The sequence below is a fragment of the Lutibacter oceani genome, from assembly GCF_003384935.1.
In the GTDB taxonomy this organism is placed as follows: domain Bacteria; phylum Bacteroidota; class Bacteroidia; order Flavobacteriales; family Flavobacteriaceae; genus Lutibacter; species Lutibacter oceani.
The window spans coordinates 740791-756822 of sequence record NZ_QTTQ01000010.1 but is presented as its reverse complement, the minus strand read 5'-3'; the positions used below and the strand labels follow the sequence as shown (position 1 = coordinate 756822).

Annotated in this window: 13 protein-coding genes; 4 read left to right on the top strand and 9 right to left on the bottom strand. The window is 29.7% G+C overall.

Going from position 1 to position 16032, the window contains the following annotated elements; translation table 11 throughout:
• Window positions 1–225 precede the first annotated feature (225 nt).
• Both BX611_RS08795 and BX611_RS08790 read right to left on the bottom strand, forming a co-directional pair.
• Complete coding sequence (locus tag BX611_RS08795; protein WP_115880243.1) at window positions 226–1683, bottom strand: aminoacyl-histidine dipeptidase; 1458 nt, start codon at window positions 1681–1683, stop codon at window positions 226–228.
• A 20-nt stretch (window positions 1684–1703) separates the two neighbouring features.
• Window positions 1704–2339: an NAD(P)H-dependent oxidoreductase gene (locus BX611_RS08790; protein ID WP_115880241.1), complete on the bottom strand. Its 636-nt coding sequence runs from the start codon at window positions 2337–2339 to the stop codon at window positions 1704–1706.
• Window positions 2340–2456: 117 nt separating this feature from the next.
• On the opposite strand from BX611_RS08790, the gene BX611_RS08785 reads away from it, so the two are divergent.
• Complete coding sequence (locus BX611_RS08785) at window positions 2457–3740, top strand: DUF2851 family protein (protein WP_115880239.1); 1284 nt, start codon at window positions 2457–2459, stop codon at window positions 3738–3740.
• Here the strand turns inward: BX611_RS08785 and BX611_RS08780 are convergent.
• From BX611_RS08780 to BX611_RS08750, 7 genes are all read right to left on the bottom strand, one after another.
• The gene (locus tag BX611_RS08780) at window positions 3727–5379 is read right to left on the bottom strand and encodes a M28 family metallopeptidase (RefSeq protein WP_115880237.1); all 1653 of its coding nucleotides are present in this window, start codon (window positions 5377–5379) and stop codon (window positions 3727–3729) included. The two genes, BX611_RS08785 and BX611_RS08780, sit on opposite strands and share 14 nt — an antisense overlap.
• Before the next feature lie 113 nt (window positions 5380–5492).
• The gene (locus BX611_RS08775) at window positions 5493–6257 is read right to left on the bottom strand and encodes an MBL fold metallo-hydrolase (RefSeq protein ID WP_115880235.1); all 765 of its coding nucleotides are present in this window, start codon (window positions 6255–6257) and stop codon (window positions 5493–5495) included.
• A 106-nt stretch (window positions 6258–6363) separates the two neighbouring features.
• Window positions 6364–6774, bottom strand: a complete 411-nt coding sequence (locus BX611_RS08770; protein WP_115880233.1) for a hypothetical protein — start codon at window positions 6772–6774, stop codon at window positions 6364–6366.
• 172 nt (window positions 6775–6946) lie between these two features.
• A complete protein-coding gene (locus BX611_RS08765) occupies window positions 6947–8740 on the bottom strand; it encodes an acyl-CoA dehydrogenase family protein (RefSeq protein ID WP_115880231.1) in 1794 nt (597 codons plus the stop codon).
• Between the two features lie 22 nt (window positions 8741–8762).
• Complete coding sequence (locus BX611_RS08760) at window positions 8763–9947, bottom strand: acetyl-CoA C-acyltransferase (RefSeq protein WP_115880229.1); 1185 nt, start codon at window positions 9945–9947, stop codon at window positions 8763–8765.
• A gap of 86 nt (window positions 9948–10033) precedes the next feature.
• Complete coding sequence (locus BX611_RS08755; RefSeq protein WP_115880227.1) at window positions 10034–12433, bottom strand: 3-hydroxyacyl-CoA dehydrogenase/enoyl-CoA hydratase family protein; 2400 nt, start codon at window positions 12431–12433, stop codon at window positions 10034–10036.
• 12 nt (window positions 12434–12445) lie between these two features.
• On the bottom strand, window positions 12446–12898 hold the full coding sequence (locus tag BX611_RS08750) for a MarR family winged helix-turn-helix transcriptional regulator (protein ID WP_115880225.1): 453 nt from the start codon (window positions 12896–12898) through the stop codon (window positions 12446–12448).
• A 127-nt stretch (window positions 12899–13025) separates the two neighbouring features.
• On the opposite strand from BX611_RS08750, the gene BX611_RS08745 reads away from it, so the two are divergent.
• The 3 genes from BX611_RS08745 (at window position 13026) to BX611_RS08735 (ending at window position 16024) form a co-directional block, all read left to right on the top strand.
• Window positions 13026–13718 (top strand): hypothetical protein, encoded by a 693-nt coding sequence (locus BX611_RS08745; protein ID WP_115880223.1) that lies wholly within the window; start codon window positions 13026–13028, stop codon window positions 13716–13718.
• A 70-nt stretch (window positions 13719–13788) separates the two neighbouring features.
• Window positions 13789–14718: an ABC transporter ATP-binding protein gene (locus BX611_RS08740; protein WP_115880221.1), complete on the top strand. Its 930-nt coding sequence runs from the start codon at window positions 13789–13791 to the stop codon at window positions 14716–14718.
• Complete coding sequence (locus BX611_RS08735) at window positions 14711–16024, top strand: ABC transporter permease (RefSeq protein WP_115880219.1); 1314 nt, start codon at window positions 14711–14713, stop codon at window positions 16022–16024. The genes BX611_RS08740 and BX611_RS08735 overlap by 8 nt, the downstream gene beginning before the upstream one ends.
• Window positions 16025–16032: the final 8 nt, after the last annotated feature.

The window sequence follows — 16032 nt, the reverse complement described above, 5'->3', positions numbered from 1 at the left end:
AGAATATCCAATTATTTATAAGTTGTAAAAATACAATTATTTATGGTTTTTAAAAGGGAATATTGTTAACAAAGACTTAAAAACTATATGATTTTTTAAAATATTTTAAGTTGTTAATTTTGAGCGCAGTTTAGAAGTTAGGTTCTTGAAGTAAAATAAACTTAAACTACGCTCAATATATTAATTATGAATTATTTAGGGTAAATAAAATCATTTTTTGAAGTGTTATTTTTTTAGAGGAATATTTTCTAAAATTGTTAATAAAAACTTCCAAAATTTTTGTGAAGATTTTATATTTGCTCGTTCGTCTGGTGAATGAGCACCTTGTATTGTTGGACCAAATGAAATCATATCCATTTCAGGATAATTAGTACCTAAAATACCACATTCTAACCCAGCATGACAGGCAACTACACTTGCTTTTTCATTAAAAAGTTTTTCGTAATTTTCTGTTAACACCTTTAAAATTGGTGATGCTACATCAGGTTTCCATCCTGGGTAAGAACCTGATAATGAAACATTATAACCCGCCATTTCAAAGGTTGATTTTAAGGCGTTTGCTAAATCTTTTTTTGAAGACTCTACAGAAGATCTTGTTAGGCAAAGAATTTTAATTAGTTCATCTTTAACAATAACTTTTGCAACATTATTAGATGTTTCAACTAAATCAGCCATGTCATGGCTCATTCTATAAACACCATTGTGAGCTGCATATAAAGTTTTAAGTAATGTAGTTTGACTAATAGATGTCATTACTTTTTTAGGAGCTTCAATTTCTTTAAACTCAATCTCTAAATTAGGGTCAACTGTTTTAAATTCTGTTTTTATTTCTTTAATAATTTTTTTAATAGTTTTTGTAAAAATATCTTTTTGTGAATTATATACAGAAATTATTGCAAAACTTTCTCTTGGAATTGCATTTCGTAAACTTCCTCCATTTATTTCAGAGATTCTAATTGCATCTTGTACTTCGTATAAAATACGATTCATAATTTTATTTGCATTTCCCAAACCTTTATGAATATCCATTCCTGAATGCCCTCCATTTAATCCGGTAACAGCAATTGAGTATCCATAACTATTTGACGGAGTATGTACTTCATTATAAGCATTTTCGGCTGTAATATCTATTCCGCCTGCACAACCTATATCAATTTCGTCATCTTCTTCGGTATCTAAATTTAAAAGTATTTCTCCATTTAAATAACCAGCTTGTAATCCCATTGCACCAGTCATTCCAGTTTCTTCATCAATTGTAAATAAAGCTTCAATAGCCGGATGTTTAATATCTTTAGATGCTAAAACACTCATAATTGCTGCAACTCCTAAACCATTATCTGCACCTAGTGTGGTGCCTTCAGCTTTCACCCAATCACCTACAATTTTCATTTTTATACCTTCAGTATCAAAATCAAAAATTGTATCTGAATTTTTTTGGTGAACCATGTCTAAATGCGATTGCATTACAACAGTTTTACGATTCTCCATACCTTTTGAAGCAGGTTTTTTTATAATTACGTTTCCAACAGGATCAACAATGGTTTCAAGGTTTAACTTTTTCCCAAAATCAACCATAAATTGTATCACGCGCTCTTCTTTTTTGGAGCCTCTTGGGACCGCATTTAAATCTGCAAAATTATTCCAAAGTGCTTTGGGTTCAAGTGTTCTAATATCATTACTCATAATTAGTATTTATTTTGGTATTAATTTGTTATTTCTATTATTGTTTCATTTAAGGGTTTTCTAACTTTTTTCATTTTGCTCATAATGTCATCTTCAGCTCTATATCCAACCGGAAGCAGTAAAACAGACTTTAAATTTTGTTTTTCTAAATTTAAAAGGGTATCAATTTTTTCAGGGATAAAGCCTTCCAACGGGCAAGCATCAATTTTTTCAACTGCACAAACAGTCATTAAATTTCCTAAAATTATATAAGCTTGATAAATAGCTGAAAGCTGTCTTTCTTCAATAGATTTGTTTTTGTACATCTCAATTAATTGATTTCGAAATGAAGAAATAGTAGCTTCATCAACACCTCTCACTTTTTTTTCTAAATCAAAATAATTATTGATATCTTCAGTTGTTGTATCTTTTTCAATACATAAAACAAGTAAATGAGAAGCATCTGCAACCTGACGTTGATAATAGGAATGTTCAATAAATTTTTCTTGTAATTCTTTGTTATTAATTACAATCATTTTTACTGGCTGAAGCCCAAAAGAAGTTGCTGTTAAATTAAAAGCTTGTTTTAATGTATCTATTTGCTGATTTGATAGTTTTTTAGCTGGATCGAACTTCTTTGTTGCATATCTCCACGCTAAACTATTAATTATGTTCATTTTTAATAAATTTTGTATTACAAATTTACTTTAAATAACTTTAAAATTAAGTAACATTGGCATCCTATTTTTATAAGTAAAAGTTAATTTTTACTTTTATAAAGTTTTATTGTTGCTATGAAAGAAAATTTACTTCACTTTATATGGAAACTAAAATTGTTTTCATCAAAAAATCTTGTTTCTACTTTTGGAGAAAGTATTAATATTATTTCTAACGGAACTCATAATTTAAATACTGGTCCTGACTTTTTTAATGCTAAAATTGAGATAAACAAACAAGTTTGGGCAGGCAATGTTGAAATTCATGTTAAATCATCTGATTGGTATAACCACAATCACGAAATTGATGAAAATTACGATTCTGTAATTCTTCATGTTGTTTGGGAACACGATGTTGAAATATTTAGAAAGAATAATGATAAAATTGTAACATTAGCATTGAAAAATTATATTTCAAATGAATTATTAGATAATTATAATCAACTTTTTAGTGAAGATAAAAAATGGATAAATTGTGAAAATGATATAAAACGTATTGATTCTTTTATTATTGAAAATTGGCTGGAAAGACTATATTTTGAAAGATTAGAGCAAAAATCTCAATTTGTTAAACAAATTTTATTGAATACAGTAAATAATTGGGAACAAACTTTATTTATTTTGTTAGCAAAAGGTTTTGGTTTAAAAGTTAATTCAGAGGCTTTTATGAATTTTGCAAGCTCCTTCGATTTTTCAATTGTTAGAAAGGTTTCAACTAATGCATCTCAGTTAGAGGCTTTGTTTTTTGGGCAAGCAGGATTACTTTCTTCAAAGTATGAATCAGTTTATTTCAATAATTTAAAAAGTGAATATGAGTATTTAAAAATTAAGTTTAATTTAAAACCCATTTCAAAAGGACAAGTTCAGTTTTTTAGATTACGACCAAATAATTTTCCTACAATTAGATTGTCTCAATTGGCATTTTTATATAATAGATATCAAAATATATTTTCTAAAATTATTGAAACAAATACACTTGAAGGTTTTTACAGTTTGTTTGAAGTTAAAACGTTCCCATTTTGGGAAGCACACTATACTTTTGAAACGGCATCTAAGGAGAGTACAAAAAAACTAACAAAACCTTTTATTGATTTATTATTGATAAATACAATATTACCTTTAAAATTTGTGCATTTAAAAAGTTTAGGAAGTGATGATTTTAGCTCAATTTTTGCAATAATAGAACAAATTAAACCTGAAAAAAATACTATAATCTCAAAGTTTGAAGAACTAAAACTAAAAAGCTCAAATGCATTTAAAACTCAGGCTTTACTTCAATTAAAAAATGAATATTGCAATAAAAAATTATGTTTACAATGTGCAATTGGAAAAACGATTTTAAATAAAATTAATGTTGCATAGATTTTTCTCTTATTGCTCTAAATTCTGATTTTTCATTCCAGTTTGGATAGCTTGTTTCATTAGCTAACTTATATCCAATTTTAAAAAATAGTTTGGAGTCCTCAACAATTCCAGATAAATCCGCCTTAGTTGGATCATATTCATCAGCTGGTTTATGGTACGCATTTCTCCAATAATTATTAATTTGTTCTTTTGCCCATTCTTTACCATGTGCTCTGCTATCTTGCCATCCTTTTATAAACAAAGAAGGAATACCAACCTGAGCAAAACTAAAATGATCTGATCTAAAATACATACCATTTTCAGGAAAAGGTTCTTCAATTATATAGCGATCTTGTTCTTTTGCTGCTTGTTCAACATACATATCTAATTCCGATTGTCCAAAACCTGTAATTGTAACATCCTTCATTTTTCCCATAGGTAATAACAATTCGTAATTTAAGTTTGCAATTGTTTTTTCAGGTGGAAAAAGCCCATTTTTAGCGTAAAATTTTGAACCTATTAAACCAGTTTCTTCAGCTGTAACAGAAATAAACACAACTGATCGTTCTGGTTTTTGTTCCAATTTTGAAAAAGCTTTTGCAGTTTCTAAAAAAGCTGCCAATGCCGTCCCATTGTCCATTGCTCCATTATAAATGGAATCCCCATTATGAACAGGGCCTATTCCAAAATGATCCCAATGTGCACTATAAACAACGCATTCTTCTGGATGTTTTGTTCCTTTTATAATTCCTGCAACATTTTTACTGTTTTGAAATTTTAATTGTGTTTTGATGGTTAAATTTAAGTCACAATTTAAGCTTACTGCTTTAAAATCGGGAGTTTCAGCTTGTTTTGTTAGTTCCTCAAAATTTAATTCAGATTTTTCGAATAATTTTTTTGCAGCTTCATCGGTAATCCATCCTTCCAACGCACATTTATTTTCATTTCCATTTTCAGCTTGTATAGATATACCAAAACCAGATGTATTTGTTAGTACTTGCCAGCCGTAGCCTGCTGGTTTTGTAGAATGAATTACAAGAATTCCTTTTGCACCTTGTCTGGCAGCTTCTTCATATTTATAGGCCCATCTGCCATAATAAGTCATTGCATTTCCTCTAAATAAGTCATTATTTTGAGTTGCAAAACCTGGATCATTTACTAAAACTAAGACAATCTTATCTTTTGCATCAATATTTTTATAATCATCCCAACCATATTCTGGAGCTACAATTCCATAACCTGCAAAAACAATTTCAGCATTTTTTATTGCAACTGAATCTTTTATATGTGGAGTTTTAGCAATAAAATCTTTAGTAAGTTCTAAATTTAAATCACCATTTATAGTATTTATGGTAATATTTTTATCCGGTGAATATTGTAGTTCTACTGCGGGTACATTTTGAAAATAGTTGCCATCAAAAGCACCTACTATTCCCATTTCTTTAAATGCATTTGCTAAATATTGTGTTGCTTTTTCTTCGCCAATTGTAAAAGGTTTTCTACCTTGAAATTCATCGGAAGATAATGCAATAATGTGTTTTTCTAAATCTTTTGAATTAATTGAGTTTTCAGCATCTAAAACTTGATTTTTATTAGAGCAGCTGTTAAAAGTGAATAGAATAATTAGAATACAAATAAATTTAATTGAAGTGTGCATAGAATATTTTTTATTACAAATAAAATTAATAACTAAAGTAATAAAAAAACCACCACTTTTTAAGTAATTTTAATAAAAGGATTTAACAAATTTAGGTGCTAAATTTACACAAACTAATTGCTCGTTTGGTACCAATTTCTTAATCTAACTCCAATGTTTGGATTTTCAGTATTTACAAGTTTTTTAAATTCAGTAATATCACTTAAACCCTCAGTTCCTCTGTAATGATATGGATAAACAATTTTAGGTTTAAAGTCTAATACGGCACTTGCAGCTTGGTGTATGTCCATTGTATATGGTAAATTCATACATAAAAAAGCAACATCAATATTTCTAAGCATTCTCATTTCTGTAATATCTTCAGTATCGCCAGAAATATAAATTCGTTTGTCATCAATATTTAAAATATAGCCGTTACCTCTTCCTTTAGGGTGTTTAGCATTTTCTTCTTCAGGTAAATTATACATAGGAATTGCTTGTATAAAATAATCCATTCTGTGAACTCCTTGTCCGTTATTTAAAATTACCAATTGCGAATTGTATTTCTCTGGTAAATTATCTGCAGCTGCTTGTGGAACAATAAAAATACTTTTTGAAGTATCAATAGCATCTAATGTTTCCTGGTTTAAATGATCGCCATGAATATCAGTTATAAGAATTATATCAGGAGGTTTTTGGTCTTCATATAATTTTCCTCCTCCATACGGATCAACATAGATAGTTTTATTATTATGTGTTAATACTAAACTTCCGTGTAAAATGGGTTGAATTTTTAAAATACCAGTTAAGGTTTTTAATTCGTCTAAATTTGCTTTCTGAGCAGTTATAATTCCACTTATAAAAGCAAAAAGTACTATTAAAGAGATTCTTAATTTCATATTATTAATTTAATAATGTTATTTATAAATATACTATTAAATTAATATATTCCAATATTATGCCAAATTATAGTTTACAAAAAGAGGCTGCTAGTATAAACCCAAATTAACTGTTGTAATATTCATTAACCCAAGCAACCATTTGATTTTCAGTAATTAATTCGGAATTATGAACACCTAATAGTTTTTTAGAAAATTGCATATTATTTCTAATTTCTTTTGCAAATAACTTTTTCATTTTTGAAGGGCCAAAAATTACAACAGCATCACAATTTTCAATTTCTTTAAGAAGCTCTTTTAAAAAATGATTAATTTGTTCATTTTTTTTGTTTAACCTATTTTTTTCATAGGTTGTATATTGCCCTCCAAATCTTCCATATTTTTTTGTTTCACCTTCAACCCGTTCTCGAGTTTCAATATTTGATTCAATTTTTTTAATTGAATGATGGTTGTTTTGTGACAATTTAATAATTATGGCTTGTTTTGTATCTATCCAGATTCCAATGTTTTTTTTCATAATTGAAGAATTTAATGATTTAACAATTGGGGGCGAAAGAGTTAACTCAACGCTGTTATAAAGTTACAAAAAATAGTTCCAAAAATTGAAAAAATAAAAAAAAGCTGCAACTATTTTGTTGCAGCTTTCCAATTGTAATTAAATTGATTGAATATTAAATTTTTAAAGTGTTTTAAAAGCAATATTTGTTTTCAGCAATTACTTTTTCTGCAATTATTTTTCTTAAAGCTATTGGGTTTGGATTGTTTACATACTTTGTAAATCGTTTTAATCCCATAAGCATCATACGTTGTTCATCACCTTCTGAAAAGTAGATAATGGCTTCTTTTCCCATTGTTGCCGATTTTTCAACAGCATTAAACAAGTTTAATTGTGCCATCGCAATTTGACATTCAGCATCTGTTTCTGAAGTTAATTTTGCAACTTTTTCAGCTTTTAAAATAGCCGATTCAGCCATGTAAATTTCAATCATAACTTCAGCAGCAGCTAAAATTAATTGTTGATGGCTTTCTAATTCCATACCATAAGTTTGGACTGCTTTTCCAGAAATCATTAAAAATGCTTTTTTCAATTTAGCAACCATAGCTTTTTCCTCTGATAATAATTCTGAAAAATCTGGAGTATCAAAAGATGGAATTCCCATTAAACTATTTCCAACTTCCATTGCAGGAGTTAATAAGTCAATTTCAGCTTTCATTGCTTTTTTAAGCAACATTCCAACAGTTAAAAGTCTGTTTATTTCATTTGTACCTTCATAGATTCTGGTAATTCTTGCGTCTCTCCAGGCACTTTCCATTGGTGTGTCTTTTGAAAATCCCATACCTCCAAAAATTTGGATACCTTCATCCGAAACAAATTGAGAAACTTCAGAACCAAAGACTTTAATTATGGCGCATTCTATTGCATATTCTTGAAAAGCATCTAATTCAGCATCTTGATGCGATTTTCCTGCTTCTAAACCTGCATCAATCATATTTTGAATGTCTTTTGCAGCTCTATAACAAGCAGCATCTAAAGTGAATGTTTTAGCACTCATTTCAGCGTATTTTTTTTGAATTGCTCCAAAATTAGAAATGGCGGTTTTAAATTGTTTACGTTCATTTCCATAAGTTACAGATTCAGTAATAATTCTTCTGCTTGCGTCTAAACAAGCCGCACCTAATTTAATACGACCAACATTTAGAGAATTTAAGGCAATTTTAAAACCTTTCCCTCTTTCAGAAAGCATATTTTCAACAGGAATTAAAGTATCACTAAAAAACACTTGTCGCGTTGATGAAGAAGTAATACCTAATTTATGTTCTTCTTCACCTAAAGTAACCCCATTTGGATTATTTTTATCAAATTCCATTATAAATGCGGTAATATTTTTATCATCTTCAATACGAGCAAAAACGATAAAAATTTCGGCAAAACCTGCGTTTGAAATCCACATTTTTTGTCCGTTAATTTTATAATGTTTTCCATCAGAAGTTAATTCCGCAGTTGTTTTACCGGAATTAGCATCACTACCAGCTCCAGGTTCTGTTAAACAATAAGCACCAAATTTTTCACCAGATGTTAAAAAAGGTAAATATTTTTGCTTTTGTTCTTCAGTTCCATATAAAAATATTGGCATTGTTCCAATTCCAGTATGTGCACCAAATGCAGTTCCAACAGAACCCGTTGCCGATGAAATATAATCAGTAACTAACATGGTTGAAACAAATCCCATTCCAATTCCTCCATATTGTTCAGGAATTGAAACGCCTAAAAATCCCATTTCTCCTGCTTTACGCATAACTTCTTCAGTTAAAGCATAATCTTTATTTTCGAAACGTTCTTTATTTGGCCAAACTTCACGGTCTATAAATTCTATAACCGCATCTTTCATCATTTTTTGTTCTTCATTAAATTCTTCTGAAACAAAAATATCTTCAGATTTAATTTCTTTTACTAGGAATTCTCCTCCTTTTATTGTTACCATTTTTATTTTTTAGATTTTAATTTTATTTTAATAACTCGTAAACTCCTGCGGCACCTTGTCCTGTACCAACACACATGGTAACAATACCATATTTGTTTTTTCGTCTGCGCATTTCGTTAAATAATTGTACCGAAAGTTTTGCTCCGGTACAACCAAGCGGATGACCTAATGCAATAGCACCACCATTAACATTTACAATATCTTGATTGATATTTAATTCACGCATCACAGCTAATGATTGAGAGGCGAATGCCTCATTTAATTCAATTAAATCAATATCGTTTAAAGTAAGATTTGCTTGTTTTAATGCCTTCGGAATCGCTTTTACAGGACCAATTCCCATAATTCTAGGCTCAACGCCAACGGCAGCAAAAGAAACCATACGAGCAATTGGTTCAATATTTAATTCTTTTACCATTTCTTCACTCATTACTAATAAAAATGAAGCTCCATCACTCATTTGAGATGAATTGCCAGCTGTTACACTTCCATCAGCTGCAAAAACAGGTCGTAATTTAGCCAAAGCTTCAATTGAAGTTCCTTTTCTTGGTCCTTCATCAGAAGAAACTGTATAATTTTTAGTTTGTTTTTTACCGTTTTCATCTAAAAAAATATTTTCAACGGTAATTGGAACAATGTCATCATTAAACTTTCCTTCGGCTTGCGCATTTAAAGCTTTCATATGCGATTTAAAAGAAAATTCATCTTGATCTTCACGAGAAACTTTAAATTGTTTTGCAACCGCTTCAGCAGTTAATCCCATTCCCCAATAATAATCTTCATGGCCTTCTTTTGCAGATTTATAATTTGGAACTGGACGGTAACCTCCCATAGGAATATAACTCATACTTTCCACACCACCTGCAATAATGCAATCAGCCATTCCTGATTGAATTTTAGCTACTGCAATACTAACTGTTTCTAGTCCTGATGCACAATAACGGTTCACTGTCATACCGGGAACATCCTCAATTTTTAATCCCATTAACGAAATTAATCTTCCCATGTTTAAACCTTGTTCAGCTTCAGGCATGGCGTTTCCAACAATTACATCATCAATTCTATGTTTATCTAATTGAGGAACATCTTTTAATAAATGTTCTATTGTTTCAGCGGCTAACTCATCAGGTCTTTTAAACCTAAAAACACCTCTTGGAGCTTTTCCAACCGCTGTTCTATATCCTTGTACTATATATGCTGTTTTCATGTATTTTAGTTTTTAGTTGTTGGTTTTTAGTTGTCAGTTACAAAAATCAAAAAACTTTCGACTTTTAAACTTTTAACTTTCAAACTCTAATTACGTAATGGTTTTCCTGTTTTTAACATATGCTCAATACGCTCTAAAGTTTTACGTTCGGTCATTAAACTCATAAACGCTTCACGTTCAAGATTTAGTAAGTAATCTTCTGAAACATAAGTTGGTTCAGATAAATCTCCACCTGCCATAACATAACCTAATTTATTGGCTATTTTTTTATCGTGTTCAGAAGCGTAGTGTCCTTTTTCTAAACTATCAGTACCAACTAAAAACATACCTAATGCTTGCTGACCATAAACCAACGCTTTTTTGGGAACAGGTTGTGTATAGCCATCTTCTAATAATTGAATTGCATGTCGTTTAGCTGTAGCAATTTGACGGTCTTTATTTACAACAACAATATCTTTATATTCTTTTAGAAATCCTAAGTCGTAAGCTTCATGTGCAGAAGTGGCAACTTTTGCCATAGCAACGTTTATAAAATAATCACGAAGTTTATTTAATTTAACGTCATCTTTTAATAACCCCTCAGAAGCTCTTAAAGCCATTTCTTTTGAACCAGCACCCCCAGGGATAATTCCAACACCAAATTCAACCAAACCAATATAGGTCTCTGCAGCTGCAACAACTTTGTCAGCATGCATACTCATTTCACAGGCTCCACCAAATGTATAACCGTGAGGAGCAATAATAGTAGGACAAGAAGAATAGCGCAAACGCATTACTGTATCTTGGAAATATTTAACGGAGTAGTTTAGTTCATCATATTCTTGTTCAACAGCCATCATAAATGCCATTGCTAAATTTGCACCAACAGAAAAATTAGCTGCTTGATTTCCTAAAATTACTGCATCATATTCAGATTCGGCTAAATCAATTCCTTTATTTATGGCTTGTAAAACTTCACCTCCTAAAGTATTCATTTTAGATTGGAATTCTACATTTAAAACACCATCTCCTAAATGTTGAATAGAAGCGCCTGCATTAGACCAAATTGTTTTTGCTTCTCTAATATTATCAAGAATGATAAAACTATCTTGTCCAGGAATTTTTTCTTGTTTTTTTGATGGAATTGCATAATAATATTTAGCTCCATCTTTTACAGAATAAAAAGATTTATTTCCACTTGTAACCATTTCAGTTACCCAAGAAGCAACAGGAATGTTTTCTGCTTGCATTAGTTCAATCCCTTTTTCAACACCAATAGCATCCCAAATTTGGAAAGGTCCGTGTTCCCATCCAAAACCAGCTTTCATAGCATCATCTAAACGATACAATTCATCGGAAATTTCAGGAATTCTATTTTGAACGTAACCAAACATAGCTGCAAAATTCTTTCTGTAGAATTCACCAGCTTTGTCTTTTCCTTTCACTAATATTTTAAAACGATCAATAACTTTATCGATAGTTTTAGTCATTTCCAAAGTTGTAAATTTGGCTCTTTTATTTGGACGGTATTCTAAAGTATTTAAATCTAGAGATTGAATAGATTTTTTTCCATTTTCAACTACTTTTTTGTAAAAACCTTGTCCTGTTTTGCTTCCTAGCCATTTGTTTTCCATCATTTTTTCAATGAAAGAAGGCAGTTTAAATAATTCATGAGCCTCATCATCAGGACAATTTTCGTAAATACCATTTGCTACATGCACCAAAGTATCTAAACCAACTACATCAACAGTTCTAAATGTTGCTGATTTTGGACGACCAATAACTGGACCGGTTAATTTGTCAACTTCTTCAACAGTTAAACCTAGTTCTTTTACTTGGTGGAACAAACTCATAATACCAAAAATTCCAACTCTGTTTCCAATAAAAGCAGGAGTATCTTTAGCTAAAACCGAAGTTTTTCCTAAGAATTTTTCACCATACATCATTAAAAAGTCCGTAACTTCTTGTTTACAATTAGGACCTGGAACCACTTCAAATAATTTTAAATACCGTGGTGGATTAAAAAAGTGAGTTACAGCAAAATGTTTTTGAAAATCGTCACTTCTTCCTTTATTCATATAACTAATGGGAATTCCTGAAGTGTTTGAAGTTATTAAAGTACCTGGTTTACGGTATTTCTCAATTTTTTCAAAAACGGATTGTTTAATATCTAATCTTTCAACAACAACTTCTAGTACCCAATCTACATCTTTAATTTTGTGCAAATCGTCATCTAAATTTCCAGTAGAAATTCTATCAGCAAATTTTTGGTTGTAAATAGGTGATGGTTTAGATTTTAGCGAAGCTTTTAAACTGTCATTAACCAACCTGTTTCTAACAACTTTGTGTTCTAGTGTAAGTCCTTTTGCTTTTTCAATATCTGTTAATTCACGAGGAATAATATCAAGCAATAAAACTTCTACACCAATATTTGCGAAATGACATGCAATACCAGATCCCATAATTCCGGAACCTATTACTGCTACTTTTTTTATTGGTCTTTTCATTATTATATATTTTTATTTAGTAGGTTCATATTCAAAAATTGTTTTATTAGCAATTAATTTGTTTATAGTTTCAGTAACTTCAAAAAAATGTTTTATTTTTTCTTCTGAAATATGATTTTTAACTGTTTCGTTAAATTGAATAACATGTTGGCGTGAAATATCCCTTTTTTCAATTCCAAAATCAGTTAATTTAATAAGTACACTTCTTCCATCATCGGGGTTTTTTTCTCTATAAATAGCTCCTTTTTCTTCCATGCTTTTTAAAATGCGAGAAAGACTTGTTGGTTCCATTCCCATTTGTGGGCCTAAAGCTGTAGATGGTGTTCCATTTTTAGAGTCTATATTTAGTAATACAAAAGCCATTGCCATTGTACTATCGTGTTTTACTGCTTGTTCATTATACATTTTTGCAACCGCTTGCCAAGTGGCTCTTAATGCATGGTCTATTGTTTGTTCTTTTTGCATTTACCAAATATATAAAAAAATACTATGCACGCATAATAAATTAATAAAAAATAGTTTTGACCGTAATTTTTTTGGTTATTAAAAAAAAAAAGGATAAGTTTAAAAAACGAATCATTAACCTAAAATTATGGCTACAAAAGAACTTATTGGAAAAATAAATATTCAAGAAAATATTGATACAGTTGATGAAAATAAAATTCCAAAAACTTTTGTAATCAATGTTCCTAATCCTTATAAAAATTATTATGGAAGATTTACAGAGGTAGAAAAACCAACATCAATAATTTTTGTAACCAAAGAACCTAATTCCTTCGAAAAAATTTTAAGGGCTACAAGGAGAATTAATGAAAAATATGATTTAAAATTATCTGGAGCTAAGTGTGAAGTAACTATTAATTCAAGAAAATTAAATGGAATTAGAATTAAAGGAATAAATAGATATCATGAAATAAAACAAATTCAACAGTATTATCAAGATGCCGGTTTTGAATTTGCAAAAAGCGAAAAGTTTAAAGATACAGATGCTTTAATAAGAATTAATAAATTTTTCAATATTAATGAATTGGAGGCTGGTATTTATGAATCTAAAGATGAGGATGATGTTTATTATGTAGAAGTACCGGAACTAATGACTTGGGATGAATTTAGAACTTATACATTTGAAATAAAAAACAATATTTCAGACAAAAACTACGATATTGCAAAGGGTATTTTTTATACAAATGGTGGTATTACCGAAATGTTGCGTATTGTAAAACCAAAGGCTACAATTGAATTTTTGAAAACCATTCAACGTAAATATATAGACAAACTTCATTAATTTTATGAAGAGTTTAACCAATTTCAATTAAATTAATTTTACTTTCGTTTGTCGAATCAAAAACAAAAGAATGAATACAATTTTAACGGTTGAAAATGTATGTAAAAACTACGGTAATTTTACAGCATTAAACAACGTTTCAATTTCAGTTCCAAAAGGGAGTGTATTTGGATTATTAGGTCCAAATGGAGCTGGAAAAACCTCGCTAATTAGAATAATAAATCAAATTACTTTACAAGATAGTGGAAACATTTTTTTAGATGGAGAACCGCTTAAGCCACAGCATGTGCATCAAATTGGATATTTGCCTGAAGAAAGAGGATTGTATAAAAGTATGAAGGTTGGTGAACAAGCATTGTATTTAGCACAATTAAAAGGATTGTCTAAATCAGATGCAAAAAAGAAATTAAAATATTGGTTTGAAAAATTTGAGATTAGTGATTGGTGGGATAAAAAAATTCAAGAACTTTCAAAAGGTATGGCGCAAAAAGTACAGTTTATTGTAACTGTAATGCATGCTCCTAAATTATTAATTTTTGATGAGCCTTTTAGTGGTTTCGACCCAATAAATGCGAATTTAATTAAAGACGAAATTTTAAAATTACGTGATGATGGTGCCAGTATTATATTTTCAACCCACAGGATGGAATCGGTAGAAGAATTATGCGATTATATTGCACTTATTAATAAATCTAATAAAATTTTAGATGGTAAATTAAGCGAAATAAAGCAGGAATTTAAAACCAATCAATTTGAAGTTGGGTTAATTTCAACTGAAAAAGAACAATTGTTAAACAAATTAAATGAACATTATAAAACTGAAAAATCAGTTAATCCGCAATTAGATGATGAATTAAGACTAATTGTTACATTAAATAATGGAGATACTTCAAAAGACTTAATTCGGTTTTTAAACAATAAAGCACAATTAAATCATTTTACCGAAATTATTCCAAGTGCAAACGATATATTTTTAAAAGCCGTAGCAAACAATGGATAAATTAAAATTAATAATAAAAAGAGAGTTTTTAGCAAAAGTTAAAAACAAGTCATTTATAGTAATGACTGTTTTAAGTCCGCTGTTAATGGTTGGGCTTATGATGTTAATTATATTTTTAAATCAAAAAAATAGTGAAGAAGTTAGAACAGTTGCATTTGTAGATGAATCTAATTTATTAGCATCAGTATTTACAGATTCAAATTCTACAAAATATATAGATCTTACTGCTTTAGGAATAGAGGAAGCTCGTAAACAAACTGAAGGACATTATTATGGAGTTTTATACATTCCTAAAAGCGACAGTTTAGTAAATCTATCTAAAGGAATTGCCTTTTATTCAGAAGATACGCCAAGTTTAAACTTATTAAGTAGTATTGAAAATAAATTAGAAAAAAAGATAAGGAACCTTAAAATTGAACAACTTCATTTTGATGTTGATAAAATAAAAGCAACAGAAACTACAGTTCAAATAGAAACAGAGAATTTTATTGGAGAAAAATCTTCAAAAATTGGAAGTGTTTTGCGAATGGTAACAGGCGGAGGATTTGGGTATCTTATTTTTATGTTTATAATAATTTATGGCACATCAGTAATGCGGAGTGTAATTGAAGAAAAAACAAGTAGAATAATTGAAATAATAATTTCATCTGTAAAACCATTTCAATTAATGCTAGGTAAAATATTAGGAAATGCTTTAGCGGGGGTTTTACAATTTATTATTTGGATGATTTCGGCAGGTTTATTACTATTTGCAATTACATATATTTTTGGTATTGAAGCTGCAAGCTCAGGATCAGCAATGGGGCAAATGAATCCGGAAATGATTCAGCAAGTACAGTCGTCATCTGCTAGTGAGTTACAATTGGCATTACAAGAGATAAAAAACCTGCCAATTTTAACTATGTTTTTCTCATTTATTATTTATTTTATTGGAGGTTATTTAATTTACAGTTCAATTTATGCTGCAATAGGTGCAGCTGTTGATAGTGAAACGGATACGCAACAATTTATGATGCCAGTTTTAATGCCTTTAATAATAGCAATTTATGTTGGTTTTTCAGTTATTGAAAACCCACACGGTCCAATTGCATTAGGATTCTCATTGTTTCCATTAACATCTCCAATTGTAATGTTAATGCGGATTCCTTTTGGAGTTCCTTGGTGGCAAATACTAACATCAATGCTGCTTTTAATTATTACCTTTATAGCAATAGTTTGGTTTGCAGCCAAAATTTATAGAGTTGGTATTTTAATGTACGGGAAGAAGCCAACCTATAAAGAACTTTATAAATGGTTGAAATATTAAATATAACC

Excerpts from the sequence above, each read along its gene's own strand:
- BX611_RS08760 (WP_115880229.1), bottom strand. The coding sequence starts at position 9,947 with ATGAAAACAGCATATATAGTACAAGGATATAGAACAGCGGTTGGAAAA.
- BX611_RS08770 (WP_115880233.1), bottom strand. The coding sequence starts at position 6,774 with ATGAAAAAAAACATTGGAATCTGGATAGATACAAAACAAGCCATAATT.
- BX611_RS08755 (WP_115880227.1), bottom strand. The coding sequence starts at position 12,433 with ATGAAAAGACCAATAAAAAAAGTAGCAGTAATAGGTTCCGGAATTATG.
- BX611_RS08780 (WP_115880237.1), bottom strand. The coding sequence starts at position 5,379 with ATGCACACTTCAATTAAATTTATTTGTATTCTAATTATTCTATTCACT.
- BX611_RS08750 (WP_115880225.1), bottom strand. The coding sequence starts at position 12,898 with ATGCAAAAAGAACAAACAATAGACCATGCATTAAGAGCCACTTGGCAA.
- BX611_RS08765 (WP_115880231.1), bottom strand. The coding sequence starts at position 8,740 with ATGGTAACAATAAAAGGAGGAGAATTCCTAGTAAAAGAAATTAAATCT.
- BX611_RS08735 (WP_115880219.1), top strand. The coding sequence starts at position 14,711 with ATGGATAAATTAAAATTAATAATAAAAAGAGAGTTTTTAGCAAAAGTT.
- BX611_RS08785 (WP_115880239.1), top strand. The coding sequence starts at position 2,457 with ATGAAAGAAAATTTACTTCACTTTATATGGAAACTAAAATTGTTTTCA.
- BX611_RS08745 (WP_115880223.1), top strand. The coding sequence starts at position 13,026 with ATGGCTACAAAAGAACTTATTGGAAAAATAAATATTCAAGAAAATATT.
- BX611_RS08790 (WP_115880241.1), bottom strand. The coding sequence starts at position 2,339 with ATGAACATAATTAATAGTTTAGCGTGGAGATATGCAACAAAGAAGTTC.
- BX611_RS08775 (WP_115880235.1), bottom strand. The coding sequence starts at position 6,257 with ATGAAATTAAGAATCTCTTTAATAGTACTTTTTGCTTTTATAAGTGGA.
- BX611_RS08795 (WP_115880243.1), bottom strand. The coding sequence starts at position 1,683 with ATGAGTAATGATATTAGAACACTTGAACCCAAAGCACTTTGGAATAAT.
- BX611_RS08740 (WP_115880221.1), top strand. The coding sequence starts at position 13,789 with ATGAATACAATTTTAACGGTTGAAAATGTATGTAAAAACTACGGTAAT.